The sequence below is a fragment of the Aminobacter carboxidus genome, from assembly GCF_014863355.1.
GTDB classification, from domain to species: Bacteria; Pseudomonadota; Alphaproteobacteria; order Rhizobiales; family Rhizobiaceae; genus Aminobacter; species Aminobacter carboxidus.
Genome location: NZ_JACZEP010000001.1, coordinates 1,224,524 through 1,250,654, shown reverse-complemented (window position 1 = coordinate 1,250,654; position 26,131 = coordinate 1,224,524). Strand labels below are relative to the sequence as shown.

The window sequence follows — 26,131 nt, the reverse complement described above, 5'->3', positions numbered from 1 at the left end:
CCTACTCCGGAAAATGGCTGACGATGATGAACGTCACCGTGCCCAGCAGGGTTACGAGGAAGGACCAGGAATAGAGGACCAGGGCGAAGGGCTGCATGAGCATGAAAACGCCGGCAGCGATCAGCACCGAGGCCAGCATCTCCCAGGCGCCGCGCCGGAAATGAAGCAATCCGTCGAAGAACCTGGTCATTTGCGCACTGCTCCGAAGGTGATGCCGCGCAGCAGATGCTTGCGCAGGAGGATGGTGAACACCATGACCGGCACGAGGAAGAGGGTCGCGCCCGCGGCAACTGCCGGCCAGTCCTGACCGGAGACGCCGATGATGGTCGGGATGAAAGGGGGTGCTGTCTGGGCATTGCCCGATGTCAGCAGCACGGCGAAGGCATATTCGTTCCAGGCAAAGATCAGGCAGAAGATCGCGGTCGAGGCGATACCCGTCGCCGCTTGTGGCAGCACCACCTTGTAGAAGGCCTGGAAACGCGTGTAGCCATCAATCAGCGCCGCTTCCTCATATTCGATCGGGATCTCGTCGATGAAGCCCTTGAGCAGCCAGACCGACAGCGACAGGTTCACCGCCGTATAGAGCAGGATCATGCCGGCATGGGTGTCGCTGAGGCCGAGCGAGCGGAACATCAGGAAGATCGGGATGGCGACCGCGATCGGCGGCATCATGCGCGTCGACAAGATGAAGAACATCAGATCGTCCTTCAGCGGCACCTTGAAGCGCGAGAAGGCATAGGCCGCAGCCGTGCCTAGCACGATGCACAGCACCGTCGAACCGAAGCCAATGATGACCGAGTTGGTGAAGCGCTCGGCGAAGCGCGAGGGACCGGAAATGACCAGGCCGTCCTTGCGCACCAGCCTGTCGTACCAGGTCTGGGGCTCTCCGACCGCCTGCAACTGCTCCTCGGTGAGACGGGTGCGCGTGGTGAAGACGTTGACATAACCTTCGACCGTCGGCGTGAAGAAGGTCTTCGGCGGATAGGCAATGGCGTCGGACGGGGTCTTGAAGCTGGTGGCGATGATCCAGACCAGCGGCAGGATGGTGATCAGCGCGTAGAGCACGACAAGGATACCAGCGAACCATTTCTGTCGGCGCGACGGCTCGGTGACGGAATAGCTGCTCATCTCTGTTTCACCTTGTTCAGGGCTTTGACGTAGATCGAGGCCAGGCCGAAGACGGTCACGAAGAGGATGACGGCGTAGGCCGAGGCATAGCCGGTGCGCCACTTCTCGAAGGCCTCGCGCTTCAGGTTGATCGAGGTAAGTTCGGTGATCGAGCCCGGGCCGCCGCCGGTGAGCTGAACGACGAGGTCGAACATCTTGAAGTTCTCGATGCCGCGGAACAGCACTGCGAGCATCAGGAAGGGCAGCACCAGCGGGATGGTGATGGTCCAGAACTGCCGCCATTTGCTGGCGCGGTCACATTCGGCCGCTTCGTAGATGCTGTCGGGAATGGAGCGCAGGCCCGCCAGGCAGATCAGCATGACGAAAGGCGTCCACATCCAGGTGTCGACGATGACGATTGCCCAGGGCGCCAGGGACACGTCGCCGATCATCGAGAAACTGGAGGGATCGGCGCCCGTCAGGAAGCCGACAGCGTAGTTGAACAGGCCGATCTGCGGCTGGTAGAGGAAGGTCCAGAAATTCCCGACCACGGCAGGGCTCAGCATCATCGGCAGCACGATGATCGTCGTCCAGAGGTCGTTGCCGCGGAACTTCTTGTTGATCAGGTAGGCGAGCGAGAAGCCGATCAGCACCTGAAGGACCAGCGTCCAGATCAGGAAATGGGCGGTCGCCTGCATGGTCAGCCAGATGTCCTTGTCGGACAGGATGCTGACATAGTTCTTCAGCCCGACGAAGGCGACCTCCGCATTGGGCCGGTTGACGCGGAAATTGGTGAAGCTCAGCCGGATCGTCCAGATCAGCGGAAAGATGTTGACCGCGAGCAACAGCACGATCGACGGCGTGACGAAGAGCCAGGCGAGCGAGCGATCGGACAAGCCCCTGAACCGTTTGGCCATGGCATGCGGCGTTGCCTCGGCAACCCGGTCCACTGGAGAGTGCAGCATTGATATTCCCCTGATTGGCGACTGGTGCGGCGACGGAGCCGGGCAGAACCCGGCTCCGTCCGCGCCATGACCCGCTGGGAGGCACGGGCCGAGGCTGATGACGGTCAGTACTTGCCTTCGTCGTCGAAGACCTGCGTCCAGTCCTTGGCGAGGCCGTCGAGCGCGTCCTGGGCGGAACCCTGCCCGGCGACCACATAGTCGTGGAAGCGCTTCTGTGCTGCCTGCAGCAGCGAGGCGTAGGACGGCTCGGCCCAGAAATCCTTCACGATCGCCATCGAGTCGAGGAAGGTCTGCGCATAGGGCTGGCTGGTCGCAAAGCCCGGATCTTCAACGACCTTGCGCAGTGCCGAATAGCCGCCCATCTGCCACCATTTCTGCTGGATCTCGGGCTGGGCGAACCATTTGATGTAGGCGAGCGCATCGTCCTTTTTCTCCGAGGCGGAGACGACTGAGATGCCCTGGCCGCCAAGCTGGGCGAAGGCCTTGCCGTCGGGGCCTGCCGGATTGGGGAAGTAGCCAGACTTGTCGCCACCGACATTGGCATCGGCATTGATGCCGGGCCAGGTGAAGGCGAAGTTCATGTGCAGGGCGACCTGACCCGACTTGTAGGCGTCGATGTCCTCCGACATGTAGGCGTCGGAGTGGCCGGGCGGCGTGCAGCAATCGTAGAGCTGCTTGTAGAACTCCAGCCCCTGCACCGCCTTGGCCGAATTCACGTAGCCGTCCAGTTCGTAGGGCTTGTCTGGGTTCTCATATTGGAAGCCGTAGCTGTAGAGCACGTCCATCACGCCCATGGTGATGCCTTCCGAACCGCGCTCGGTGTAGATGGCGGCACCGTAGACCGTCTTGCCGTCGATCTCGCGCTTCTGGAAGAACTCGGCGATGTCCTTCAGCTCGGCGAAGGTCTTCGGCACAGCGAGGTCGCGGCCGTACTTCTGCTTGAACTCGGCCTGCAGCTCAGGGCGGGCGAACCAGTCCTTGCGGTAACTCCAGCCGACGACGTCGCCGAAGGCCGGCAGTGCCCAGTAGTTCGGCGAGTTCTTCGGCCATTCGGCATAACCGACGACGGTCGCCGGGATGAAGTCGTCCATCTTGATTCCTTCCTTGTCGAAGAAATCATTGAGCTTGACGTACTGGCCGTTCTCGGCGGCGCCGCCGATCCACTGGCTGTCGCCGATCATGAGATCGCACAGCTTGCCGCCTGAGTTCAGCTCGTTGAGCATGCGGTCGGCGAAATTCGGCCACGGCACGAACTCGAACTTCATCTTGACCCCGCTCTTGGCCTCGAAATCCTTGCTGAGTTCGACGAGCGCATTTGCCGGATCCCATGCGGCCCAGCACAACGTCAGGTCCTTTGCGCTGGCCTGGCTTGTAGCTGCCACGCCGGCAGCCAAAACGGCACCGAAAGCGGCCAATGATCTAACATGGCGAAATGTCATGGCTGGGACCTCCCTCCCATCCTTCCGATCTCCATCGGAAGGTGAAAACGCCCTTTGCGGGCACCTGACGCGGAATGACCTTCCCGGCGGGCCAGTCTCCTCCGCGCCGCCTGCGTGGCTCGCTCAATCCTCCTGGCGACCACGATGAGAGTCATAATTGAGGTGCGCACCTCAATGCAAGCGAATTTTGAGGTGCGCACCTCAAAACTTGCTTTTCATCTGCTTTTGTTGGAGAAATCCGGTTCGAAGCTGGAATGATCAAACAATGCGGCCAACCACAAAAGATCTGGCGGAAGCCGCGGGTGTCAGTCTGGCAACCGTCGACCGCGTGCTGAACGAACGGCCGAACGTCAGCAATAAGGTGACGCTCAAGGTTACCGAGGCCATCGAACGCATCGGTTTCGTGCGCAATCCGGCAGCCGTGGCCCTGGCACGCAACAAGACCTATCGCTTCCGTTTTGTCCTGCCGACTTCGGGAGACCAGTATCTTGCCGAGCTGATCGCCCGGGTCAGCGAGGCCAGGGAGGCGTTGCGCGCCGATGCTACCGAGGTTGAGATAGCGCAGATTGCCATGAGCGACCCCCACCAGATCGCGAAATACCTCACCGGCATTGACCACGACGCAATGGACGGGGTGGCCGTCATGGCGCCGGAATCGCCACAGGTGCGCGATGCGCTGCTGAGGCTCGTTGAGCGCGGCGTCAAAGCCGTACAATTCCTGTCGGGCCAGGAGCGGCTGGAGAACGCCGACTATGTTGGCGTCGACAATTTTGCGGCCGGCGCGACAGCCGGCAAGATCGTCGGCAGCTTCACCGGCGGAAGGCCCGGCAAGATCATGATCGTTGCGGAAACCATGATGGCGCTCGACAGCATCCAGCGCCGCCTCGGCTTCGACAGCATCATCAACGCCCGGTTCCCTCATCTCGAGAGCCTGCCGTCGCTGGAAACCTATGGCGACGAAAAGCGCGCCGACCTCATCATTCAGCGTACCTTGCAGCACAATCCGGATACAGTCGCAGTCTACGTCCTGAGCTCCGAAGCACGGGTGCCGCTGACGGCTGTATGGAACACGCAAGGCGCCCGCGCACTGACAGTCGTCGCCCATGAACGCACCCCTTTCAGCGAGCAGGCGCTGATGGACGAGCGCATCGACGCCGTCATTGCCCAGGACCCAGGTCACGCTGTCCGCAGCGCGCTCCGCATCATGCGCGCCCGCTCCGACCACCGCGAACCCCTCGCCTCCCAGGAGCGCATCCGCATCGAGGTCCTGCTGAAGGAGAACCTGCAGTTCGAGTGATCCGGTGCGCGAAGAACGGCATCCAACTGTCGGAAGCAAGATGGTGTGCGCCAAGCTTTCCAATCACTTACAGTTCAACTGCAAGTCCACCCGCGACAAGAGATTCGTTAGACCACTCAACCGGAATTAGCACGATGCACGCTACGAGAGTAACGATCGCCCTGCTCGCCTGCCTGAGCGTGTCGGCCTGCGGCATGGCGAAAGCAGCGAGAACCAGCGGACAGACATTCGACAAATATGGCTGCCTGGCGCGGGACTTCAAAGGCCAACCGCCTTGCGATCCCGCCGAATCCAACGCGCCCAAGCCGTAAAAGGCACGGGGCCCTTTACGCCACCGCTTTGACAAACTACTCCCGCTGAAAATAGCGACTTGGCAGCGGAAGGAAGAGACATGTCTGACATCATCGTCAAAGACAGCAACGGCGCCCAACTCAACGAGGGCGATTCCGTCACCCTGATCAAGGACCTGAAGGTCAAAGGCACCTCCGAGACCATCAAGCGTGGCACGCTGGTCAAGAACATCCGCCTGACCGGCAACGCCGGCGAGATCGAATGCAACACCAAGCAAGTCAAGGGCTTGGTGCTGAAGACCGAGTTCCTGAAGAAGGCCTGAGGCATTTGGCCCGCGCCGCGCGGCAACGCCCCGCGTCAACGCGGTTTTAAGCACTGAGGTCCAAACTCAGTCCATGTCTGGATTCGCCCTTCCCAAATTGAGATGGCTGGTGCTCGGCGCGCTTGCTGCCGGCGGCTGGGCGATGACGCAGGATCTGCCCAGCAAGATGCGTTTCGACGAACGGCCAGCCAAAGCGGCAAACAAGCCCAAGACGGAAACTGCCGCCCGCAAAGCCCCTGACATCACCCGGCCGAAGGTCAATGTCGCGCCACGCCCGCAAGCTGAGGTGGCGCGTCCCAAGGCGAATGTCGAGCCGCGCAAGATGGCAGCTGCTCCCAAACCCAAAGCTGACGTTGCGTCTAAAAAGGTTGTGGCAGCAGCACCTGTCGCGAAGGAACGAGCGCCCAGCAGGCCTGCCGCGGAGATCGAAACGGCCTCGATTACACGCCCACCGACCCCCTTGCCGCGCCCGAAGTCAACCGCCAAGCAAGCGACAGCGAAATCCGCGAGCATCGGCGCTACCACCCTCAACGTGCTCTACACCAGCACGTCGGTCTATCTGCGCCAGCGTCCGAGCGTTTCGGCGCCCGTTACCTCTAGCCTCAAGCAGGGCGAGAGCGTCAGGGTGTTCGCCCGCGACGGCAAATGGACGCTGGTTTCGGCCTCGGGCCGCAAGGGCTGGGTTCATGGTGACCTGCTGCGGCCTGCCGACCCTTCAGCCCCTCGCCCCAAACAGACGCTTGGCCAGGCCGCCGACAGCGCAAACCCGGGCTGACTCGCCAAATTCGCCACCTAAACAGCCGATATCGCACCTGGCAGGGCTTTGCGGGTTGAAACCGAGCGCATCCGGTGCCAAATCTGCGGCTCGTCTCGCAGGTGTTGCGAGCACAAAGTTACCCGGTAGAGGTCAATGGTCAGCTATCTCGACGCCGCCACGGCGCCCCTCAGAAACACCGGCCAGATCCGCCTTTATGGCGCGGAGGCTTTCGAAGGCATGCGCAAGGCGTGCCAGCTCACCGCAAGCTGCCTCGACGAACTGGTCGACCGCGTTGCGCCAGGGGTTACAACCGACGCGATCGACCGCTTCGTCTTCGAATACGGCATGGACCACGGCGCGCTGCCGGCAACGCTGAACTACCGCGGCTACACCAAGTCGTCCTGCACCTCGATCAATCATGTCGTCTGCCACGGCATTCCCGACAACAAGCCGCTCAAGGACGGCGACGTCGTCAACATCGACGTCACCTACATCCTCGACGGATGGCATGGCGATTCGAGCCGGATGTACCCGGTCGGCACCATCAAGCGCGCCGCCGAGCGCCTGCTGGAAGTCACCCATGAGTGCCTGATGCGCGGCATCGCCGCCGTCCGCCCCGGCGCCCGCACCGGCGCCATCGGCGCCGCGATCCAGACCTATGCCGAAGCCGAGCGCTGCTCGGTGGTACGCGATTTCTGTGGTCACGGCGTCGGCGCGCTGTTTCATGACGCTCCGAACATCCTGCACTACGGCAACGTCAATGAAGGCGTCGAGATGCGCCAGGGCATGATCTTCACTATCGAGCCGATGATCAATCTCGGCCGCCCGCATGTGAAGGTTCTGTCCGACGGCTGGACGGCGGTCACCCGCGACCGTTCCCTGTCAGCACAATACGAGCACACCGTGGGCGTGACGGCGACCGGCTGCGAGATCTTCACCCTGTCGCCCAAGGGGCTCGACCGCCCGGGCCTGCCCGCATAATATCGCTTCGCCGGTTCGCACATCGGCCCGAATATCGGCAACGATTTTCGAAAGCACGATGTGTCGATCTTGGGAGACAGCGCGTCCTTTGTGCGTTCGTTCGAACGCACGGCGCTCTGATGCCGCGGGGGCGACATACTGGGCATGGCCAGCGACGAGCACGACGAGCGCGGTTTCTTTGGCGAGCGGCCGCTGCCGCCGCCCAAGCGCGAAGCAGCGCAGGAAAAGCCCCATTATCTTGGCCATCGCGAACGGCTGCGTGAGCGTTTTTCGACGGCTGGCGGCGACAATCTTGCCGACTACGAACTGCTCGAACTCCTGCTTTTCAGGCTGATCCCGCGCGCCGACACCAAGCCGGCAGCCAAGGCCCTGCTTGCCCGTTTCGGCACCCTGGCCGAGGTGCTTGGCGCCCCGGTCAACCTGCTGCAGGAAATCAAAGGTGTCGGGCCGGCCGTCGCGCTCGACCTCAAGGTCATCGCGGCAGCCGCCAGACGCATGGCGCGTGGCGAGATCAGCGGCCGCGAAGTGCTGTCTTCATGGAACCAGGTGCTCGACTATTGCCGCGCCGCCATGGCCTTTGAGGAACGTGAACAGTTCCGCATCCTGTTCCTCGACAAGAAGAACGTGCTGATCGCCGACGAGGTGCAGCAGCAAGGCACCATCGACCATACGCCAGTCTATCCGCGCGAAGTCATCAAGCGGGCGCTGGAGCTGTCGGCGACAGCCATCATCCTGGTCCACAATCACCCCTCGGGCGATCCGACGCCATCGCGTGCCGACATCGACATGACCAAAACCATCATCGATATCGCCAAGCCGCTCGGCATCTCGATGCACGACCACATCATCATCGGCAAAAAGGGTTTTGCCAGCATGAAGGGCTTGCTGCTGATCTAGCTGCAGCCGAAGGCAGCCGCCTATCCCGGAATCAAAAAGGCCGCGGGTTGCTCCGGCGGCCTTTCGATTTCATTCCAGGAGCGGTGCCTTACTCAGCGTCGGCTTCCTTGGCCTTCTTCTTCGGAGCGGCCTTTTTCTTGGGCTCTTCGCCCTCGGCCTTGTCAGCCTTCTTGGCCGAAGCCTTCTTGGCCGGCTTTTCCGACGCTTCGTCCTCGTCGTCGGCGAGCAGCTCTTCCTTGGTCACCTTCTTGTCCGTGACGGTGATCTGCGACAGCAGGTGATCGACGACCTTTTCCTCAAACAGCGGCGCACGCAGGTTGACCAGCGCCGACGGGTTGTTGCGGTAGAAGTCGAACACTTCCTGCTGCTGGTTGCCCGGGTAGCGGCGAACGGTGTCGAACAGGCCGCGCTGCAGCTCTTCGTCGGAAACCGTCACGCCGGCCTTTTCGCCGATTTCGGCGAGAACCAGGCCGAGGCGCACGCGGCGCTCGGCCAGGCGCTGGTATTCGGCGCGGGCTTCTTCTTCAGTCGTCTCTTCGTCGGCGAAAGTGCGGCCGGCAATCTCGAGATCTCGGGTCACCTGGCTCCAGATGTTGTTGAATTCGGCTTCGACGAGCTTGGAAGGCGCTTCGAACTGATACGAACCGTCGAGTTGGTCGAGCAACTGGCGCTTGACCTTCTGGCGCGTCATGGCACCGAACTGGTTCTCGATCTGGCCGCGAACGATGTCACGCAGCTTCTCGAGTGACTCGAGGCCGAGGTTCTTGGCGGTCTCGTCATTGACCTCGAGCTTGCCGGGGGCTGCGATTTCCTTGACGGTGACATCGAAGGTCGCTTCCTTGCCGGCCAGATGCGCGGCCTGGTAGTTTTCCGGGAAGGTCACGGTGACGAGCTTTTCGTCGCCGACCTTGGCACCGATCAGTTGGTCTTCGAAGCCGGGGATGAATTCCTTCGAGCCGAGCACCAGCGGTTGGTCGCCGCCCGTGCCGCCGTCGAAGGCAACACCGTCGATCTTGCCGACATAGTCGATGGTAACGCGGTCGCCGTCAGAGGCCTTGCCGGTCTTGGGCTCGTAGGTGCGGGCCGATTCGGCGACGCGGTTGACCTGCTCGTCGATTTCGCTTTCCGGAACGTCGTAGACGGGACGCGACACCTTGATGTCGGTGAAGTCCTTGATCTCGATCGCCGGGATCACTTCGTAGCTCAGCGAGAACTCGAAATCGACGCCGCCGGCGAGGATCTTCTCGGCTTCCTTCTCGTCCTCGGTCATCACGACGTCGGGCTGCATCGCAGCCTTTTCGCCGCGCTCGGCGATGATCGAGCGCGTCGAGTCGGTCAGGATCTCGTTGACCACTTCGGCCATGAAGGACTTGCCGTACATCTTGCGGATGTGCTGCATCGGCACCTTGCCGGGGCGGAAGCCGTTGATGCGGACCTTGTCCTTGGCAGCCGAAAGCCGCTTCTCGAGGCGGGCTTCCATGTCGCCGGCAGGAACCGAGACCTTGATCTCGCGCTTGAGGCCGGAGTTGAGCGTTTCGGTGACCTGCATCATCAAACCTTTGTTTTCACGTATGGCGCGGCTTGGACGGCGTCCTGCCGTTCAGCCTGCCGGAATTCGTTTGCCGGGGGTGGCTTCAAGTTCGCAAATCGCCATCCTGGCCCGCCGTTGCGGCCCGTTTGGTTTCGCCTTCTTCCAAAAGTCCGATAAGTTATTGTTTTTCCGACTTCTTATCGTGTCTTTGAAAGACGGTCCCTTGCGTCCCATCCTATTTGACAGGCCTTTTGTCACAGGCGGGGCCAATTTTCAACTATCTTCGCGGTTTCTCCCGGCCGGTGTCATTTCGGCTCCGAGATTGACAGAATGATGGCGGCATGGGATTGGCGGTCGCATGCGGATGTGGCGGAACTGGTAGACGCCCTGGATTTAGGTTCCAGTGCCGAGAGGCGTGTAGGTTCGACTCCTATCATCCGCACCAGATGCTCCCCTTTGGAGCACCGGCCAGCGGCCTTACTGCATCGCTTCCCGCCTACTCAGGCTCCACCGGGCAGTATCGCGACATGATTTTGGCAAGGCCGTCTTTGCCCGCTTGGCGCAACCGATGTTCGGCGGCAACCATGTCGCGCCGACGTTCGTCCTGCCCGAGCTTGAACCGAGCCTCGACGCGAGCAATCGGCAATTCGTAGCCGACAATGTTGGGAAGCCGGCGCTCGAGCCCCCCAGGCCCCAGTTCGCCCAGTTGCCACGGGTCCTCGCGGCCTTCTTCCATGTGCCTGACAAGGTCATGCAGATGCCTGGCGGTCTGCGCCTGCGACATCAGGACCGGCGTGCCGTGAATGTGCACGACCATGAAGTTCCACGTCGGCGCGCTGTCGCGGGCGGGTGCCGCCGGATACCACGAGGACGAAATGTAGCTGCCGCGGTCCATCAGGACAGCAACTGACGGAAGCCCATTGCGGATCAGGTCGGCGTGGCTGTTGTTGGCGGCGACATGTGAAACAAGGCAGTTCCGCGCCCGGTCCATCATGAACACCGGGTGCGAGATCGCCAAGCCGCCCTTATGCGGCGTGATCAGCGTGCCGAGCACGACACGGTCGACGAGGTCGTGGATCTCGGCCGCATCGTGCGGATCGAAATAGGGCTTGGTATAAAGCATTTGAAACCTCAAGCGTGGATCGACGGCCGGCGCTGCGACCATGGATAGGTGCGCTCGATCTCGGCAGCCACCGACAGCAGTAGCGCTTCTGCGCCATAGGGCGCCAGGAACTGGATCCCTATCGGCAACCCGTCGTCGCTCTGCTCCATCGGCACGCTCATGGCGGGGATTCCTGCCGCATTCGCCGGATGGGTGAAGACGCTCGCCGCCATGACGCTACCGATGAACGTTTTCCAGTCGCTGCTGCGCACGTCGAACGTGCCGAGCGGTTGCGGCAGGCACGGGGTGACCGGGCTCATCACCAGGTCGACGCCGGCAAAGACTCCGGCGAAGGCACGCGACGTGGCGTTGGCACGGCCACGCGCCCGCAACACATCGGTACCGCCAAGGCTGTGGCCATATTCGGCAAGGCCGATATTCACCGGTTCGAAATGCAAATCGTCGACCGGGCACGACATTTCGAGTGCGATGTCGTCGACCTCGATCGCGGTGTAGGCGGCGATCAGGTCGGTCACCGCCTGCGCGAGGGCAACGCTGTCATGGGCAAAGGAGACGGGCACGACCTTGTGGCCGAGCGTCTCGATCCTGGCCGCGGCACGTTCTAGTGCGGCGCGCACCTGCGGCTCCACTGCGATATCGAGGTCGGAGCGATCGACCAGGCCGATGCGAAGTGGTCCCGGGCGCCTGCCCGCCGCCGCAAGAAACGACTGGGCCTCGAAAGGTGCGACATAGAGCGATCCCGGCTCCTGGGCAGAGGTCAGGTCGAGCATGACAGCCGAATCCCTGACGCTGCGGGTCAGGACATGGTGGCAGACCAAACCGCCCCAGTTTTCGGAGGAAACGGGGCCGCACGGCGTGCGCCCCCGCGACGGCTTGAGGCCAAACAGGCCGGTGTTGGAAGACGGGATGCGGATCGATCCGGCGCCGTCATTGCCATAGGCGAAGGGCACCACCCCCGCCGCGACGGCCGCCGCGGCACCGCCCGAAGAGCCGCCGACGCTGCGGCTGAGGCTCCACGGGTTGAGGGCAGGCCCGTGCAATGTCGGCTCGGTGGCGATGTTGCACGACATTTCCGGCAGGTTGGTCTTGCCGACGACCACCAGCCCGGCCGCGCGGTAGCGAGAGACGATCTCGTGGTCCTGGTGCGACACATTTCCGCGCGCGGCGCGACAACCATACGACATGGCCGCACCGGCAAATGAGGGGCAATCGTCCTTCAGCAGGGTCGGCACCCCTCGCAGCGGCCCGGTTTCGGGCAAGGCCGCAAGCTGGTCCTGCGCGGCGTCACGCATTTCCAGGATCACGGCGTTCAGCACGGGGTTGACGCGATCGATCGCGGCAAATGCTTCAGCGACAGCCTCGGACGGTGTCAGCACACCGTCCGCGATTGCCTGTGCCACGCTCATTGCATCTGAGGTGGCATAGTCGAACGCGTGCAAGGACATTCCCTCTCCCTTTCCGACAAGTCAGTCGGCGACCTTGGTGACGCCCCAGAAGCGGTTGGTGCCGCCCTGCCAGCCGGCAAAGTCCTTCACCCCAGGAGAAAGCGCTGTCACGCTCGGGATATTGAACAGGCCGAGGATCGGCACCTGCTTGCCCATTTCCGCGTTCAGCTCCGAAAACACCTTCTTGCGCTCTTCGGGCTGGCGAAGTGTCGAGACCTTGGCGAGCAGTTCAGTGGCGCGCGCGTCGTCCCACATGCGGGTCGGCTCGGCTTTCTTGTCGCCGATATAGGACTGGTAGCTGAGCAGCGGATCGAGACGGGCCGAATAGGCAAAGACGGCGAGCTCGTATTTGCCGGCGCGATACTGGTCGAGTTGCGTCGCCCAATCGCGCACGTCGAGGCGGATCTTGATGCCGGCCTGCGACAGCATCGCCTGGATGATCGTCGCGACCTGCACGCGGTTCTGCCGATTGGCAACCAGCACGCTGATCTCCTCGCCCTTGTAGCCAGCTTCGCCTGCCAGCTTGCGCGCAAGTTCGACATCGTAGGCAGGCCAGGCGGCTGCCGAGTTGTCGTAGTAATAGGTGTCCTTGGCCAGAACCGACGGGTTTGGCGTGTAAAGCCCGCCACCGAGGGCCGCCGATAACTGCGTCAGATCGATGGCGTGGGCGATCGCCCGGCGCATCTTCGGGTCGGAAAGCGCAGGCGCCGTGGTCTGCAGCTGCAGCGTCATCCATGCCGGTGTCGGCTGAATGTCGACTGTCATCTTGGAGGTGCGCAGCGACTCGATGACCGATGGCTCGACCTCGTCGATCACGTCGATTTCGCCTGACTGAAGACCGTTCGATCGCGTGCTGGCATCAGGTACGACCATGAAGCGCACGCGCTCGAGATTGGCGGTCTTGTTGCCGACATAGCCGTCAGGCTTGCCGGGCAGTGCTGCGTATTCCTTGAAACGCACGAGATCGAGGAAGCGGCCGCTCTGCTGCGTGTCGAAGGCGAATGGCCCGGTGCCAACCGGCTTGGCGAAGGCTCCGTTTTCGTCGACGGACGAGCGGCTCAGGATCCACGGCGTGCATTGGATGGTCGCCAGCGTAATCAGGAAATTCGGTGCCGGTGCGTCGAAGCTGAAACGCACCGTCCCAGCATCCACTGCCTCGATCTTGGCGAGCTTCGGCCCGACCTGGCCGTCATAGCGCCCGACGCACTGGAAGGTCGTGGCTGGTTCGAGGTAGCGGTTGAAGTTCCAGACCACGTCCTCGGCGGTCAGTGGCTTGCCGTCGTGGAATTTCACCCCGTCCCGCAGCTTGAATTCATAGACGGTTGCATCGTCGTTTGTCGTCCAGCTGTCGGCGAGCATCGGCTTAACCGTCAGGTCGTCGCCGAAGCCGACGAGCCCTTCCACCACATGGGCGAGCACCATGTCCGAATTGGCGTCACGATTGACCCCGGGATTGAGGCTGGCGATGTCCGAATGGATGGCGACGCGCAGTGTCCCTGCTTCGTTGGCCAAGGACGACGTTGCCGAAGCGGCGGTTCCGAGCAGGATCGCGAGGACCGACAGTTGCTTGATGGTCTGCATTGCTTTGTTCCCCTAAGTCGTTGCTGTTATTTTGTTTTGCTGATTACGGTGGTGAAGAATTCCTCGGCCGGTCCGGCCATATCGAAGGGCGAGTGCGCAATTCCAGAGACGACGTCCCTGCGCACGCGAATTCCACCGGCCTCGAACGATCCGGCGAGCGCCTCGATGCGATCGAGACGGTTCTCGCCCTGCAATTCGGCGCCATCCATCCACAGCTTGCTGTCGCGCGGGATGGTGATCTCCCAGGTCTGGGTGTCTTCGCTGCCGATGACGGTCTGCACTTCCACGCGCCGCATCGCCTCGAGGTTGATGCGGTGGCCGAAGCGCTGTTCGATGTCGCGCACACCGACCCACCAGTCGTAGTCGGCATTGAGCAGCGTCACGACGCCGGGGGCGCCGATCGAAACGGCACGCAGCCGCTGCGGATGCAGCATGAAGAAGCGCTGGCAAAACTGCCCGCCGCCGGAATAGCCGTACATGAGGAAGCCATCGTCGCGGACGCGGTACTTGGCGCACACCTCGTCGACCATCGACAGCAGGATGTGATCGTAGCGGATGCCGTGAAAATCGATGCGCTTGTAGTTCGACAACTCGCCCGGCTCGATGATTCCCACCGGAAAGAGCGGCGCGAGAATGATGCAGTCATTGTTGTCGGCGAAATCCGCGAAGCGGTCGCGATACCATGTCGCGGTGCGCCCTGTACCATGGACGATGACCGCAAGATTGTAGATCTTTGCGTCCGTTTCGCTATATCCCTCAGGCACATGAAGGCAGTAGCTGAAGCGCTGATCCATCTGGCAGGCAAAGAACGGCGTCGCGCCAAAATCATAGTAGCTCAGCTTGATGCCGTGTCCCTGCCTCGACGTGCGCTGAATATGTCCAGCCATCGCTGTTCCCTCCCTGTCAGTTCATTGCATCGCGGCGTCGGCGTGACGCCACTTGAGGCGCAGGCCGCCGGCCGTCGTCGGTTCGAGCAGCGGGATCGCGCTCAGAAGCTTGCGGGTGTAGGGATGGCTGGGGTTGTCGAGAATGGCGTCGCGACTGCCCTCCTCGACGATCACGCCATCCTGCATGACGATGACGCGATCGGCGATCTGCTCGACCACGGCAAGGTCGTGGGTGATGAACAGGCAGGCGAAGTCGAGCTTCTTCTGCAGTTCGGCCAGCAGCGACAATATCTGGGCGCGTACGGTGACATCGAGCGCCGACACGGCCTCGTCGGCGATGACGAAGGCTGGGCGGCGCACGAGCGCGCGGGCAATGGCCACGCGCTGCCGCTGCCCGCCCGACAGCTCATGGGGAAAGCGGCTTGCCAGTATCGGATCCAGCGAGGCGTCGACGAGCGCCTCTTCGATGAGCCGTCCATGAGCGGACCTGGGGATCTCGGGCAATGCGCGCAGGCTCTCGCCTACCAGCGCGCCAACTTTCATGCGCGGGTCCAGCGACGAAAACGGATCCTGGAAGACCATGTGGCAATGCTTGCGATAGTCCCTGCGCGAGGCCGCATCGCCGTTTGACATCGCCTGTCCGCGGAACGTGACGCTGCCGCCCTGAAATGTCGTCAGTCCGGCGATCGCCCGGGCAAGAGTGGTCTTGCCGGAACCTGATCCGCCAACCACAGCAACGACCTCGCCGGGACGAATGTCCAGGCTGACGTTTCGCACCGCCGCCTTGGTGCTGGCGCGCTTGAACAGGCCGCCGTTCTTGCGGAACTCGACGACCAGCTTATCGACCGAAATCAGAGCGTCACCCTTGGCCACGGGCCGCGCCGGCCCGCGGGTAGGCAACGAAGACAGCAGCCTTTTAGTGTAGTCGTGCTGCGGCGCTGCCAGCAGTTCGGACGTTAGGCCCTGCTCGACGATCGAGCCGTTCTGCATGACGACGATCCGGCCGGCATAGCGCGCGACCATCGGTAGGTCGTGGCTGATGAGCATGACCGCGGTCTTGTGCTCGCGGGTCAGTTCGACAAGCAGATCCATGATATCGCGCTGAGTCACGGCGTCGAGCGCGGTTGTCGGCTCGTCGGCAACGAGCAGTGCCGGGCGCAGCAACATGGCGCTGGCGATCATGATGCGCTGCCTCATGCCGCCTGAGAACTCGTGCGGATAAGCACTCAGCAAGCGCTCGTCGGCGCCGATGCCAACCCGCTCCAGCATCGCCAGGACGCGCTTTCGCCGTTCCGGGGCAGTGATGCCGCCGTGCAGCGCCAGCCCCTCCTCCATCTGGCGGCCGATGGTCATCGACGGATTCAGCGAGGTCATCGGCTCCTGGAAGATCATGGCGACGCCAGTGCCGCGGATGGAGCGCAGTTCGGCTTCGCTCATCGATGAAAAAGCGCGACCGAGGTAGCGGATGTCGCCGCCGGCATGCTTCACCGGCGGTGGAGAAAGGCCGATTACGGCACGCCCGAGCATGGTCTTGCCGGAACCGGACTCGCCAACGATGCCGACGATCTCGCCCGGCGCGATGGCAATGCTTGCCTGGCGGACGATGGTGAGCCCGGCCGCAGGCACCGCAAGCGACAGGTTCTCGATCTCGAGAAGCGGGGCCGTGGTCATGCGCGGATCCTCATGCGGGGGTCGAGCATGTCGCGCAGCGCATCGCCCAGGAGATTGATGCCGAGCAGCGACGCCGAGATGGAAAGGCCGGGAAAGATCACCAGCCACACCGCCTGATCCAGGAAGGCCCGGCTGCCGGACAGCATATTGCCCCAGGTCGGCGACGGCGGCGCAACGCCAAGGCCAAGGAAGCTCAGCGAGCTTTCCGCCAGCATGGCCCAGCCGCAGATGGATGTGGCCAGCACCGTAAGCGGCGCGATGCAGTTGGGCAGAACGTGGCGCCACATGGTGTAAAGGCGCGAATTGCCCATCACGGCTGATGCCTCGACGAATTCCCTCGCCCGCAGTCCGAGCACCGTGCCCCGCACGACGCGAACGACCGAGGACATGTAGATCAGCCCGAGCGACAGGATGATGCCGCCTTCCGTTGCGCCCAGGACGGCAAGCAGACCGAGCGCGAACAGCAGCCCGGGAAAGGCGAGCAGCACATCGTTGAGGGTCATGATGATCCGGTCGGGCCAACCGCGCATGAAGCCGCTGACGACACCGAACAGCGTTCCGGCGGACACCGCCAGCAGCACAGTAAGGGCGCTGGTGCGAACGCTGGTGCCGGCTCCGGTCATCAACCGGCTCAACTGGTCGCGCCCGAACTCATCGGTTCCCAGCCAGTGGCTGGCGCTCGGCGGCGAAAGCGTGGCGGCGAAGTTCATCGCCAGCGGATCGTAAGGCGTCCAGACCATGCCGATCAGCGCCATGGCCGCGAGCACCGTGATGAGCACACCACCGATGAGGAGATTGAGCGGGAGCCGTCTCATTGCGCAGCAATCCTCGGGTCGAAGATGGGGTACAGCAGGTCAACCACCAGATTGACCAGGATGTAGATGGAGGCGATGAACAGCAGGCAGCCCTGGATGACCGGGTAGTCGCGGGCAAAGATCGCATCGACGAGCAGGCGGCCGAGACCGGGAATGGTGAACACGGTCTCGATGATCGCCACTCCGGCCAAAAGGTTGCCGAGGATGAGACCCAGCAACGTCCAGGTCGGGCCGAAGGCATTACGGAAAGCGTGCCGCCACATCACTGCACTTTCGGGCAGGCCCTTTGCCCGGGCATGGGTGATGTATTCGAGGTTGAGCACTTCCAGAGTCGAGGCGCGCGCCATGCGCAGGATCACGCCGACCTCGTGCAAGAACAGGGTGGCGACGGGCAGGATGAGATAGACGAATGCGGCCTTCGGATCCTCGGAAAAGTTGACGTAGCCAACCACCGGCAGCCAGCGCAGCTTCAGCCCGAACAGCAGCAACAGCAGCATGCCCATCCAGAACGCCGGGATGGACAGCATCAACGTCGCACAACTGACCAGCGATATGTCGCGCAGGCTGTTCTGTTTCCAGGCGGCAAACATGCCCATCGGCACGGCGACAAGGGTCGCCAGCAAAACAGCCGGAATGACGATCTGGACGCTGACTGAAAAGCGATCGAGGATGGTCGGCAGCACGTCCTGTCCCGAGACGATGGACTTGCCGAGATCGCCCTGGAGCAGCAGCGACGCCCAGATCAGGAACTGTTCGGGGATGCTGCGGTCGAGACCGAGCCGCTCGCGCAGCGCCGCCAGCCCTTGTGCGTCGGACGCGTCGCCGAGCATCATCGCCGCCGGATCGCCGGGGATGAGACGGATGAGCACGAACACCGTCACCGCGACGAGCAGCAATGTCGGTATCGCCATGGCCAGCCGTGCGAGCGCAAAACGCAGCATGGCTAGCTTCCAACCTGCAGCGACTCGGCCCGCGGCGCGGCGTCGTCGGGCAGCAGATGGGCATCGTCGAGGGCGTAGGTCCGGAAATTCTTGTTGAGCGCCGGCAGCGGCGCGATTTCCATGAAGCCCCGGGAGGAATCGATCACGATCATGGCGACCGTGGTCGAGATGTTGTTCGACTCGTTTTCCCGCGGCGGGCGGCATACGGAGTAAGGTGCGAGGAAGTCGTCGAACAGCGCGGCCTTCAGGTCGCCGCGCCCGAGTTTGTCGCCGCGCTCGTCGAGAATACGCTTCACCCGCCAGTCGCGATAATGGCTTTCCGGCACGTGCGGGATGCCGGTGTCGCGCAGCTTCGACAGGGCAACAGGGCTCACCCAGTGATTGGCGTGAACGAGAAGCCCATCCTGTGGGTAGAGGGGAAACGCTTCGTCCGGCGCACATTCGAAGTCGATGCCGAAGCCCGCGGACGACGCGATCATGATGTTGTTCGAGCACGACTTCGGCGTGGTGGCGACAGCCTTGATCGCTTTGGCGAAATGCTCGCCCTCCAGCACCTTGCGGCGGATGGCGCCGAGCGGCACGCCTTGCTGGGTGAAGTCGCGCTCACACTCGAGGTAGTTTGCCGTAATCGACGTTCCGGCCGCATTGAAGCCACTGCGGGCAAGGCCACCCGCCTCGACGAAGGTCAGGAAATCCGGACCCCGATCGCCGCTCCGGACGCGAAGCACGACACCCGTTTCCGCACACTCGACGCGCCAGTCCCAGTTCTGGGCGTGAAGCAAGGTGCCGGTCGTGCTGCGCTCCGGCATGACGATCACACCGGTGCAGCCGTCGTCGGGATCTTCGTCGACGCCCATCTCGGCGCCCGCCGCAGCCACGATCTCGGTCCGCGCGTTGATCATCACGATGTCTTCGAAGGCGATGCCCGAGCCATCGGCGATGCCACGCATTTCCTCGACATAGCTTTCGTCGAACTCGGCAATGCGATCGGCATAAGACCGGATAAGCGCGATGCGGCGGTCGTCGGCAAAGCCGATCTTCTCCAGCGCCCCGCCGTAAAGCTTAGCGCTGAGCGCGATCCTGCCCGTTAGCAGTGCGCCGTACTGCCGCCCGCGCTCATAGGCGCCACCCGACAATGTCACGAGAGGAAAGGGGTCGACTTGCATGCCTGCTCCGTAAAGTTCATTTCAGTTCTATATCGCTACAAAAAACCGATGTCCACACTCCATCGTTAATTTTATGGATTTTGCATTCTATAGGTACACTTGTTTTGCCTATGCCGCCGCCATATAGTCCATCTGGATGCAGCGCAGAACCGCTGCGGGATGGGCAGACGAGGCAGCATGGAGACGGAACCTCTGGAACACGCTGCGACGCTCAGCAATCTGCAGGCCGACGTGGCGCAGAAGGTGCTTGCACTGATCAACCAGGGGCGCTGGTCGGTGAAGGAGCGTATTTCTGAGACCGCGCTGGCGCGCGAGCTCGGCGTGTCGCGCACACCGCTACGACAGGCATTGCAACTGTTTGTGAACGAGGGGCTCATCGAACACTCGCCGACCCGCGGCCTGCAACTTGCCCGGGAACCTGGCAACGATGCCGTCGGCGAGATCATCGGCCAGTCGGAGACGGAAAACCTCTACAATCAGATCATGGAGGCGCGCGCCTCCGGCAGGATCGCCGAGGAAGTCTCTGAAACCGAGCTGCTGGAGCAGTTTTCAACGACACGCGGCGCTGTCAGGCGCACGCTCATGCGAATGTCGACGGAGGGCCTTGTTGCCCGCAGGGCCGGCCATGGCTGGCAGTTCGCGGAAGCCCTGGTCAGCAAGGAGGCCGTCGATGAAAGCTACGAATTCCGCCTGATCGTCGAATGCAACGCGCTGCTTGTTCCCGGCTACGCGCCGAAAATGGACCAGTTGCACGTGATCGAGCGTGAACAGACGGCCATGCTGAACCGCCCGATCCACGAGATCAGCCGCAACGAGTGGTTCACGGTCAATGCGCGTTTTCACGAAACCATCGTCTCGTGGTCGAACAACCGTTTCCTGGTGCAGAGCCTGCAGCGCCAGAACAGCCTGCGCCACATGACCGAGCTAAGCGACTTCTCGCATCTCAGCGAATCGCGGCTGCGCGAGTCCGCCGGGGACCATCTTTCGATACTGCGCGCGATCGAGTCGGGGGACTACAGCTTCGCCTCGGCCCTGCTCCGTCGCCACCTGATGCAGGCGAGTTCCGAGGGAGCGCTGTAGCTCCGCCAATCTGGTTACCCTCCCGATTGGAGGCATCGCTCAAATGGCAATGACATGTGCAAACGGCGGAATCAGGTGACGGCCCCTGCCGTTTCTGCTATTCGACCGCATCCAACTCGCTCTGCCCGGCGGACCTGAAACCTCTGAACGAGAGTGATCCAGCCGTGCACGCACCGACAAATCCCATAGGCGCCGCTACAACAGTCGACAGCAACAGTCTGTCGGCTTCCCGACGCACCCTGCTCGTCGCGTCCGACGCCGTCTGGCCGCCCGTCTCGGGCGGAGATCTGCGCAACTGGCAGAATGCCCAGGCACTGGCCACGCTTGGCGACGTGTTGGTGATTTCGGTGCGTGAAGCATCTGCACCGGCGAAGCTCGACGACAGCCGCATCACGACACTGGCCCTCACCAACCCCGCCGAGGCTGCGACTTCGCCGCGCCTCACCAAGCGCCAGACCCCCCTTGACACGCGCATCCCCCAAATTGCGCTTTCGCGCCTCTTGGCGGTGGCGCGCGACTTCAAGCCCGACACCATAGTCGTCGAGGGCATTCCGCTGTTTCCCCTGCTTTCGCATCTGCGGCCGCTGGCGCCGACACTCGTGCTCGACATGCACAACATCGAATCCGACCTTGCGCGGCAGATGATGCCGGAGTCCGGCTGGCTGGCCAGGCTGTTTTCGAAGAAGACCCGCCATGTCAGGCGCATGCGAGACATGGAGTTGCGGTCGCTGCGCTTGGTGGACAAGGTCTGGGTCTGCTCGGAGCAGGATCGCGAAAGGCTGCGCGGCTTGTCCGGCGGCCGTGCCAATGCCGATGTCATTCCAAATGGCGTCCCCCGGTTCGACCTCATCCCCGAACAATTGGCCGACCAGCCCGCAATGGCCCATGGCCAGCCGACGCTACTGTTCATCGGCCACCTCAACTACCCTCCCAACCTCGAAGCGGCGCGCAGGCTGGCAACGCAGATTCTGCCGCGGATGCAAACCGCACTCGGCGGCGTAAAGCTGATCATCGCCGGACGCAGCCCCCACCGCAGCCTTGCCGACGTGGCCGCCCTGCCCGATGTCGAACTCATCGCCAATCCAGACGATCTGGCGGAGCTTTATCGCCGCGCGCACCTGGCCGTCGTGCCGCTCGTCAGCGGCGGCGGCACGCGCCTCAAGATACTGGAAGCGATGGCCTGGGGCCTGCCGGTCATCGCCACCCGGCTGGCAGCGGAGGGCCTCGGTCTGGTTGACGGCGTCGACATCGACTTTGCCGAGACCGACGACGAACTCGCGGCACGCACAGTCGCATTGTGCAGCGATCCCGGCTGGCTTCAGGCGCGGCGGCGGCGCGCCCGCGAAACGGTCTCGCAACGCTTTGGTCCGCAAGCCATCGCGGCCGCCGTCAGGTCCAGTCTCGTTTGATCCGAGAAACCCTCGATAACAGCTTGATCAGCCTCGACTAATAATGTCATGACTCGCAGCATGACTGAAAGACGAGTTTGATCGGCATTGCATGACAATTCCCAAAATTCTTCACCAGACTTGGAAGACCGATAGCATTCCCGAGAATTTCCTCGCCTGGTCGAAGAGTTGGGAAAAACATAACCCGGGTTGGCGTCACATCTTGTGGAGCGACAGGATGCTTCTCGACTTTGTCGCCGAGCATTATCCCCAGTATCTGCCAACTTATTGCAGCTATTGGAATGGCGTTCAGCGCGCAGACGCCGCACGCTACATGCTGCTGCACCATTTCGGTGGCGTCTATGCTGACCTCGATTGCGAGTGCATCGGGCCTTTCGAAGCGATCATGCACGAAGATCGTGTCGTCTTGTGCAAGGAGCCCGATATCCATGCACAGGATCAGATCCGCGTCCGCAATCTGCCCTATTTGTTGTTCAACGGCACGATGGCGAGCCCTAAAGCGCATCCTTTCTGGGAGCATCTTATCGCGGGCTTGCCGGCGATGCGAAACGCTCGCGACGTGCTCGACGCTACGGGGCCGTGCATGCTCACGGGCGCTCAACTCAGCTATGCCGACCAAGGCGCCTTGACGATCCATCCCAGCGCCCTGTTCGCCCCAACCGACAGAAACGGCACCGCCGCGATTGACCCGACAGCCTCTTCGCCAACACTGTCGATCCACCACTGGAGTGGAACCTGGTGGATTCGCAGCAAACCACCATCGGTTCTGGAGCACCTAAGGAGCGCATTTTATCGCATTCGCCATGAGCTCACCAAGGGCGCGCAGATGGACATGGCGGCAGCTCAAGCCGCAGTGGACCCGGCAGTCGTCAAACGCCTGCCGCCTTCCGGAAAAAACCTTGCCATCCTTATCCCACTCAGAGACGCCGCCGACCATATCGGTCCAAGCCTGGCAGCGTTGGCGCGTCTGGAGCACCCTAAGGAGTGCATCAAGCTGGTGTTCTGCGAAGGCGACAGCACCGATGGAAGCTGGGAGCGACTGAAGGAAGCGACAGCGCCGCTTAAGGACCTATACCGCGACGTGATCTTGCTCAGGAAGTCTCTGGGCAAAAAACTAGATCGCTCGAAACGTTGGAAGCCCCACTTGCAACGCGTGCGGCGCGCTGGAATCGCCGCCATACGCAATCACCTTATTGAGCATGGCCTCGACGAAAGCGACGACTGGGCGCTGTGGATCGACATCGACGTATGGCGATACCCGACCGACATCGTCGCGCGACTGACCGAGACAGGACGGCGGATCGTGACGCCGGACTGCACAAAAGTCTCCGGCGAGGGCAGCTTCGACCTCAACAGCTTCGTCACCACCAGCCATCAGCGAGACTACCGCTACTGGCGGGCGATGCGAAACGGGCTCTATCAGCCTCCGGCCAAGGGCGGGCGGCGGTTGTATCTCAGCGATCTGCGCGACGTCGAAAGCGTCAATCTCGACGGCGTTGGTGGTGCAATGCTGCTTGTCGATGCAGCACTGCATCGCGGTGGGCTCAATTTCCCGGAAATTCCCTACAAGTTCCTGCTCGAGACCGAAGGCTTTGCGGCGCTTGCCAAGGATCTCGGCATCGTTCCGCTCGGCCTGCCCAAGATCGAAGTACTGCACGTCCCCTGGTAAAGCATCAGGGGCGTTGCTCTGTCCTAGTAAAGCGGCTCTACGAAAAGCATGGTGTCGCCGTCCATCAGCGCCTTGATCTGGCCGCTGCCGTCGCTCGCCACCGCTACCTTGATCCCGAAGCTGCGCAGTTCGGGCTCCGCGCCGGCGTTTCGCTTGCGCATCTCCTCCTCGATCGCCAGCCCCTCGCCTTCGGGCACGTAGAACCGTTCGATGCCGTAGTCGACACTGATGGTTGAACCAGGCGTCAGGCTCCAGCCATTGGAGACCTGGCCCAGCAGATCGACCTCATCATCTGGTGCGGGAGTCGTGGCCGCTCCGAGCCAAGCTGACGTCGCCCGCCAAAAGCCGTCGGCATCCTTTTTCAGGCGCACGATGATTGGGCCTTCCGCGGTCGCGGCTTCGCCCTGCGGCAGGTTGGCAATCTTTTCCACCTCTATGCGCGAAATGTCGTAGCCGAGCCGGACATAATCGCCGCGCAACAGGTCGCGCGGATCGACTGGTTCAACCTTGAGCAGGACCTCCTTGCCATCGCGCAATATCGCCGCGCGCCCAACGATCATCCAGCCGAGGAAGCCGATCTGCGCCAGTGCCAGTACGATGGCGGCGACAACGAGCTTGTAGCGGGCCATCATGCTGCTCCCTGAGCTGGCTGTGATTTCATGCGCCGTTCAATGCGGATGATCGCATAGGCGAGGCCGGCGAGAATGAGTGCAGCTGCGAAGAAGAAGCCCGCCGTGCCGAGCATGGAGCCGACCGTCACCAGGTAGATGACGGCAAGTTCGAAGGCGAAGCCGACATAGGCGATCCAGCGCAAGCCACGGCCCTCGCGGCCAAGAAATACAATCACTGTTGCAATGACCGCCAGCGCAACGGCGGCCGCGATGACAAAGCCGCCGTCATCGATCTGGTCGAGTTGCACCATGCCCATGCCGGAGAGGAATCCGATCAGCGCATGCAGGGGCAGTCGCCCGCCAAGCTGGGCAATATGCTCCGAGGCCGCAGGCGCAAGCGCTGCAACGGCAAGAAGTGCCGCCGAGACCAGCGCAAGCACCAGCCCGACCTCGAGCGACTCGTAGTGAAAGCCGAGCAGCACTGCATATAGAATGACCGAAAGCGCGATCAGATGCCGGGCAGCGCGGCTCTGCGTCCAGAACGACAGCGCCCAGAACACTGCCATGAATGTTATAAAGAGATGCGGGAACTCCGAGCGACGGAACAGCTCGAAGCCCTTCATCACCAGCCATGCGTCGGCGATGCCGACGGCGGCCACGGTCAGCGCATTGGAGCGCAGTGCCGCTGCGGCGATGGCTGTGCCGATGCTCCAGGTGACGACGGCCGAGGCCTCGTCGCCGGAAAAATGATACATCTGGCCGATCAGCGCGATGGAACCGCCAAAGGCCGCGGCACCGATCAGCCACAAGGCTTCGGCAAAGCCGCCATGGTCACGCTGCTTGAGCACGGCGCCGCCGACGTAGCCCACAAAGATCACGGCAAACAACGCGCATACGCGCGCAGCGCGCGGTATCGCTTCCCAATTGGCCGCGACGAGGATCAGGATCGCTGCCGCAAACAGCAGTGCCGCCATAATGGCGAGGATCGAACCGAAATTGAGCCCGTTGCGCTCGTTGGCCTCGACATCGCGAACAAGCGCGTCGCCGGTCGCGCGGTCGACAAGTCCGCTCTCGACCCAACGGCCGATGTCATTCTTCACCTTGGTGGCGTAGCTCGCCATATGTCGCTTCCCCCTGCCCGGCGGACCGTATCAAGGCCAAGCCGTTGTCATCATGGCGAATTTCAGATTCGGTCACAATTATGACCGAAGGCTTAATGCCCATTAATGTTGCAATGCACAAAACGCATTGCTGCCATGCGAGCATAGCGCTTCAATTTTAGGCAAGGGCATCCTATCTACGCCCCGTACACAGAAGAGAAAAGAAGACGAAGGGAAAACGAAGATGAACCTGATCCGCAATTACCGCAACTGGCGCCGCTACCGTGACACTGTCTCCGAGCTGAGCCGCCTGTCGAACCGTGAACTGACCGACCTCGGCATTACCCGCAGCGACATCCACTTCGTCGCTCGCAAGGCGATCTAAACCGAAGCCGATCTACCCGACCTACCTGTCCGAACCGAAAAGAGAACTAAAATGAACTTGCTCCGCACTTACCGTAACTGGCGCGCTTATCGCGAGACGGTGAACGAGCTTGGCCGTCTGTCGAACCGCCAGCTTGCCGATCTCGGCATCAATCGTGGCGAGATCCAGTCGATCGCCCGCCGCGCTATCTAATTCAGAGCTTCCGTCAGGGTCGACCTCCTCCCCGACCTGGACGGATCCGGTCAGCTTCTTCCTCCCGATGAGCTGACCACCTTAACACACCCGCCAGACCTCCTCCCCTGGCGGGTGTCGTTACCCCGGAGAGTTTCGCCCTCTTCGATTGGCGAAGAGAATTCAGCCTGCGTCGACCTCCTCCCCGACAAAGGCGAATAGGTCAGCTTCTTCCTCCCGATAAGCTGACCACCCAAAACGACACCTGCCGGACCTCCTCCCCCGGCAGGTGTTGTTACCCCGAGAGCCCAGTTCTCTTTGACTGGCGAACAGAATTCAGCCTGCGTCGACCTCCTCCCCGACAACGGCGAATAGGTCAGCTTCTTCCTCCCGATAAGCTGACCACCCAAAACGACACCCGCCGGTCCTCCCCCGGCGGGTGTTGTCGTTTTGGAGCCTGGTTCAGGCCTTCGACCTCTAGAGAAATCCG

Annotated in this window: 25 protein-coding genes and 1 tRNA gene; 11 read left to right on the top strand and 15 right to left on the bottom strand. The window is 62.3% G+C overall.

The features are described from left to right. Position 1 precedes the first annotated feature (1 nt). From IHE39_RS05905 to IHE39_RS05890, 4 genes are all read right to left on the bottom strand, one after another. The gene (locus IHE39_RS05905; RefSeq protein ID WP_192565806.1) at positions 2 to 190 is read right to left on the bottom strand and encodes a hypothetical protein; all 189 of its coding nucleotides are present in this window, start codon (positions 188 to 190) and stop codon (positions 2 to 4) included. Further along, positions 187 to 1,128 (bottom strand): carbohydrate ABC transporter permease, encoded by a 942-nt coding sequence (locus IHE39_RS05900; protein ID WP_184769123.1) that lies wholly within the window; start codon positions 1,126 to 1,128, stop codon positions 187 to 189. Before IHE39_RS05900 ends, IHE39_RS05905 begins: the two co-directional genes overlap by 4 nt. Next, positions 1,125 to 2,072: a carbohydrate ABC transporter permease gene (locus IHE39_RS05895; RefSeq protein WP_184769122.1), complete on the bottom strand. Its 948-nt coding sequence runs from the start codon at positions 2,070 to 2,072 to the stop codon at positions 1,125 to 1,127. The genes IHE39_RS05900 and IHE39_RS05895 overlap by 4 nt, the downstream gene beginning before the upstream one ends. Positions 2,073 to 2,176: 104 nt before the next feature. Then, a complete protein-coding gene (locus IHE39_RS05890; protein ID WP_184769121.1) occupies positions 2,177 to 3,511 on the bottom strand; it encodes an ABC transporter substrate-binding protein in 1,335 nt (444 codons plus the stop codon). Between the two features lie 265 nt (positions 3,512 to 3,776). On the opposite strand from IHE39_RS05890, the gene IHE39_RS05885 reads away from it, so the two are divergent. The 5 genes from IHE39_RS05885 to radC all read left to right on the top strand — a co-directional run bounded on the left by IHE39_RS05885 (position 3,777) and on the right by radC (position 8,056). Further along, positions 3,777 to 4,808: a LacI family DNA-binding transcriptional regulator gene (locus IHE39_RS05885; RefSeq protein ID WP_184769120.1), complete on the top strand. Its 1,032-nt coding sequence runs from the start codon at positions 3,777 to 3,779 to the stop codon at positions 4,806 to 4,808. A 391-nt stretch (positions 4,809 to 5,199) separates the two neighbouring features. Beyond that, positions 5,200 to 5,421, top strand: a complete 222-nt coding sequence (locus IHE39_RS05880; RefSeq protein WP_184769119.1) for an alkylphosphonate utilization protein — start codon at positions 5,200 to 5,202, stop codon at positions 5,419 to 5,421. A gap of 73 nt (positions 5,422 to 5,494) precedes the next feature. Beyond that, complete coding sequence (locus IHE39_RS05875; RefSeq protein ID WP_192565805.1) at positions 5,495 to 6,196, top strand: SH3 domain-containing protein; 702 nt, start codon at positions 5,495 to 5,497, stop codon at positions 6,194 to 6,196. Between the two features lie 135 nt (positions 6,197 to 6,331). Further along, positions 6,332 to 7,159: a type I methionyl aminopeptidase gene (gene map / locus IHE39_RS05870; protein ID WP_184769117.1), complete on the top strand. Its 828-nt coding sequence runs from the start codon at positions 6,332 to 6,334 to the stop codon at positions 7,157 to 7,159. A 144-nt stretch (positions 7,160 to 7,303) separates the two neighbouring features. Further along, positions 7,304 to 8,056, top strand: coding sequence for a RadC family protein (radC, locus tag IHE39_RS05865; protein WP_192565804.1), 753 nt, complete (start codon positions 7,304 to 7,306; stop codon positions 8,054 to 8,056). Between the two features lie 88 nt (positions 8,057 to 8,144). On the opposite strand, the gene tig is transcribed toward radC, so the two are convergent. Beyond that, complete coding sequence (gene tig / locus IHE39_RS05860; RefSeq protein WP_192566063.1) at positions 8,145 to 9,605, bottom strand: trigger factor; 1,461 nt, start codon at positions 9,603 to 9,605, stop codon at positions 8,145 to 8,147. Between the two features lie 342 nt (positions 9,606 to 9,947). Between tig and IHE39_RS05855 the strand changes: the two genes are divergently transcribed. Then, positions 9,948 to 10,032: transfer RNA gene (locus IHE39_RS05855), tRNA-Leu, on the top strand. Between the two features lie 51 nt (positions 10,033 to 10,083). Here IHE39_RS05855 and IHE39_RS05850 read toward each other — a convergent pair. Genes IHE39_RS05850 through IHE39_RS05815 form a run of 8 tightly spaced genes read right to left on the bottom strand, consistent with a single transcriptional unit; the run spans position 10,084 to position 19,216 of the window. After that, positions 10,084 to 10,710 (bottom strand): FMN-binding negative transcriptional regulator, encoded by a 627-nt coding sequence (locus IHE39_RS05850; protein WP_192565803.1) that lies wholly within the window; start codon positions 10,708 to 10,710, stop codon positions 10,084 to 10,086. Positions 10,711 to 10,718: 8 nt separating this feature from the next. Then, on the bottom strand, positions 10,719 to 12,155 hold the full coding sequence (locus IHE39_RS05845) for an amidase (protein ID WP_192565802.1): 1,437 nt from the start codon (positions 12,153 to 12,155) through the stop codon (positions 10,719 to 10,721). Positions 12,156 to 12,176: 21 nt separating this feature from the next. After that, on the bottom strand, positions 12,177 to 13,736 hold the full coding sequence (locus IHE39_RS05840) for an ABC transporter substrate-binding protein (protein ID WP_192565801.1): 1,560 nt from the start codon (positions 13,734 to 13,736) through the stop codon (positions 12,177 to 12,179). 26 nt (positions 13,737 to 13,762) lie between these two features. Beyond that, positions 13,763 to 14,623: an alpha/beta hydrolase family protein gene (locus IHE39_RS05835; RefSeq protein WP_192565800.1), complete on the bottom strand. Its 861-nt coding sequence runs from the start codon at positions 14,621 to 14,623 to the stop codon at positions 13,763 to 13,765. Positions 14,624 to 14,644: 21 nt separating this feature from the next. Further along, positions 14,645 to 16,294, bottom strand: a complete 1,650-nt coding sequence (locus IHE39_RS05830; RefSeq protein WP_192565799.1) for a dipeptide ABC transporter ATP-binding protein — start codon at positions 16,292 to 16,294, stop codon at positions 14,645 to 14,647. After that, a complete protein-coding gene (locus IHE39_RS05825) occupies positions 16,291 to 17,109 on the bottom strand; it encodes an ABC transporter permease (RefSeq protein WP_184769110.1) in 819 nt (272 codons plus the stop codon). Before IHE39_RS05825 ends, IHE39_RS05830 begins: the two co-directional genes overlap by 4 nt. After that, positions 17,106 to 18,050, bottom strand: coding sequence for an ABC transporter permease (locus tag IHE39_RS05820; RefSeq protein WP_192565798.1), 945 nt, complete (start codon positions 18,048 to 18,050; stop codon positions 17,106 to 17,108). Before IHE39_RS05820 ends, IHE39_RS05825 begins: the two co-directional genes overlap by 4 nt. A 2-nt stretch (positions 18,051 to 18,052) precedes the next feature. Next, the gene (locus IHE39_RS05815) at positions 18,053 to 19,216 is read right to left on the bottom strand and encodes a C45 family autoproteolytic acyltransferase/hydrolase (protein ID WP_192565797.1); all 1,164 of its coding nucleotides are present in this window, start codon (positions 19,214 to 19,216) and stop codon (positions 18,053 to 18,055) included. Between the two features lie 231 nt (positions 19,217 to 19,447). On the opposite strand from IHE39_RS05815, the gene IHE39_RS05810 reads away from it, so the two are divergent. The 3 genes from IHE39_RS05810 to IHE39_RS05800 all read left to right on the top strand — a co-directional run bounded on the left by IHE39_RS05810 (position 19,448) and on the right by IHE39_RS05800 (position 23,374). Then, positions 19,448 to 20,296 (top strand): GntR family transcriptional regulator, encoded by an 849-nt coding sequence (locus IHE39_RS05810; protein ID WP_312880768.1) that lies wholly within the window; start codon positions 19,448 to 19,450, stop codon positions 20,294 to 20,296. Between the two features lie 164 nt (positions 20,297 to 20,460). Further along, entirely contained in the window at positions 20,461 to 21,705 is a 1,245-nt protein-coding gene (locus IHE39_RS05805; RefSeq protein WP_192565796.1) for a glycosyltransferase, read from the top strand. Between the two features lie 91 nt (positions 21,706 to 21,796). Next, the gene (locus tag IHE39_RS05800; protein ID WP_192565795.1) at positions 21,797 to 23,374 is read left to right on the top strand and encodes a glycosyltransferase; all 1,578 of its coding nucleotides are present in this window, start codon (positions 21,797 to 21,799) and stop codon (positions 23,372 to 23,374) included. A 23-nt stretch (positions 23,375 to 23,397) separates the two neighbouring features. On the opposite strand, the gene IHE39_RS05795 is transcribed toward IHE39_RS05800, so the two are convergent. Both IHE39_RS05795 and IHE39_RS05790 read right to left on the bottom strand, forming a co-directional pair. Next, positions 23,398 to 24,006 (bottom strand): GDYXXLXY domain-containing protein, encoded by a 609-nt coding sequence (locus IHE39_RS05795; RefSeq protein ID WP_192565794.1) that lies wholly within the window; start codon positions 24,004 to 24,006, stop codon positions 23,398 to 23,400. Then, the gene (locus tag IHE39_RS05790) at positions 24,003 to 25,106 is read right to left on the bottom strand and encodes a DUF2157 domain-containing protein (protein ID WP_192565793.1); all 1,104 of its coding nucleotides are present in this window, start codon (positions 25,104 to 25,106) and stop codon (positions 24,003 to 24,005) included. Before IHE39_RS05790 ends, IHE39_RS05795 begins: the two co-directional genes overlap by 4 nt. Positions 25,107 to 25,329: 223 nt before the next feature. Here IHE39_RS05790 and IHE39_RS05785 point away from each other — a divergent pair, with 223 nt between their 5' ends. Together IHE39_RS05785 and IHE39_RS05780 are read left to right on the top strand one after the other, a co-directional pair. Next, positions 25,330 to 25,470, top strand: a complete 141-nt coding sequence (locus tag IHE39_RS05785; RefSeq protein ID WP_082496386.1) for a DUF1127 domain-containing protein — start codon at positions 25,330 to 25,332, stop codon at positions 25,468 to 25,470. A 51-nt stretch (positions 25,471 to 25,521) separates the two neighbouring features. After that, positions 25,522 to 25,662: a DUF1127 domain-containing protein gene (locus tag IHE39_RS05780; RefSeq protein WP_018427695.1), complete on the top strand. Its 141-nt coding sequence runs from the start codon at positions 25,522 to 25,524 to the stop codon at positions 25,660 to 25,662. Positions 25,663 to 26,131 lie beyond the last annotated feature (469 nt).

Bases quoted from the DNA above. Each gene is read 5' to 3' on its own strand.
- IHE39_RS05905 (WP_192565806.1), bottom strand. From the start codon at position 190: ATGACCAGGTTCTTCGACGGATTGCTTCATTTCCGGCGCGGCGCCTGG.
- IHE39_RS05900 (WP_184769123.1), bottom strand. From the start codon at position 1,128: ATGAGCAGCTATTCCGTCACCGAGCCGTCGCGCCGACAGAAATGGTTC.
- IHE39_RS05895 (WP_184769122.1), bottom strand. From the start codon at position 2,072: ATGCTGCACTCTCCAGTGGACCGGGTTGCCGAGGCAACGCCGCATGCC.
- IHE39_RS05890 (WP_184769121.1), bottom strand. From the start codon at position 3,511: ATGACATTTCGCCATGTTAGATCATTGGCCGCTTTCGGTGCCGTTTTG.
- IHE39_RS05885 (WP_184769120.1), top strand. From the start codon at position 3,777: ATGCGGCCAACCACAAAAGATCTGGCGGAAGCCGCGGGTGTCAGTCTG.
- IHE39_RS05880 (WP_184769119.1), top strand. From the start codon at position 5,200: ATGTCTGACATCATCGTCAAAGACAGCAACGGCGCCCAACTCAACGAG.
- IHE39_RS05875 (WP_192565805.1), top strand. From the start codon at position 5,495: ATGTCTGGATTCGCCCTTCCCAAATTGAGATGGCTGGTGCTCGGCGCG.
- map (WP_184769117.1), top strand. From the start codon at position 6,332: ATGGTCAGCTATCTCGACGCCGCCACGGCGCCCCTCAGAAACACCGGC.
- radC (WP_192565804.1), top strand. From the start codon at position 7,304: ATGGCCAGCGACGAGCACGACGAGCGCGGTTTCTTTGGCGAGCGGCCG.
- tig (WP_192566063.1), bottom strand. From the start codon at position 9,605: ATGCAGGTCACCGAAACGCTCAACTCCGGCCTCAAGCGCGAGATCAAG.
- IHE39_RS05850 (WP_192565803.1), bottom strand. From the start codon at position 10,710: ATGCTTTATACCAAGCCCTATTTCGATCCGCACGATGCGGCCGAGATC.
- IHE39_RS05845 (WP_192565802.1), bottom strand. From the start codon at position 12,155: ATGTCCTTGCACGCGTTCGACTATGCCACCTCAGATGCAATGAGCGTG.
- IHE39_RS05840 (WP_192565801.1), bottom strand. From the start codon at position 13,736: ATGCAGACCATCAAGCAACTGTCGGTCCTCGCGATCCTGCTCGGAACC.
- IHE39_RS05835 (WP_192565800.1), bottom strand. From the start codon at position 14,623: ATGGCTGGACATATTCAGCGCACGTCGAGGCAGGGACACGGCATCAAG.
- IHE39_RS05830 (WP_192565799.1), bottom strand. From the start codon at position 16,294: ATGACCACGGCCCCGCTTCTCGAGATCGAGAACCTGTCGCTTGCGGTG.
- IHE39_RS05825 (WP_184769110.1), bottom strand. From the start codon at position 17,109: ATGAGACGGCTCCCGCTCAATCTCCTCATCGGTGGTGTGCTCATCACG.
- IHE39_RS05820 (WP_192565798.1), bottom strand. From the start codon at position 18,050: ATGCTGCGTTTTGCGCTCGCACGGCTGGCCATGGCGATACCGACATTG.
- IHE39_RS05815 (WP_192565797.1), bottom strand. From the start codon at position 19,216: ATGCAAGTCGACCCCTTTCCTCTCGTGACATTGTCGGGTGGCGCCTAT.
- IHE39_RS05800 (WP_192565795.1), top strand. From the start codon at position 21,797: ATGACAATTCCCAAAATTCTTCACCAGACTTGGAAGACCGATAGCATT.
- IHE39_RS05795 (WP_192565794.1), bottom strand. From the start codon at position 24,006: ATGATGGCCCGCTACAAGCTCGTTGTCGCCGCCATCGTACTGGCACTG.
- IHE39_RS05790 (WP_192565793.1), bottom strand. From the start codon at position 25,106: ATGGCGAGCTACGCCACCAAGGTGAAGAATGACATCGGCCGTTGGGTC.
- IHE39_RS05785 (WP_082496386.1), top strand. From the start codon at position 25,330: ATGAACCTGATCCGCAATTACCGCAACTGGCGCCGCTACCGTGACACT.
- IHE39_RS05780 (WP_018427695.1), top strand. From the start codon at position 25,522: ATGAACTTGCTCCGCACTTACCGTAACTGGCGCGCTTATCGCGAGACG.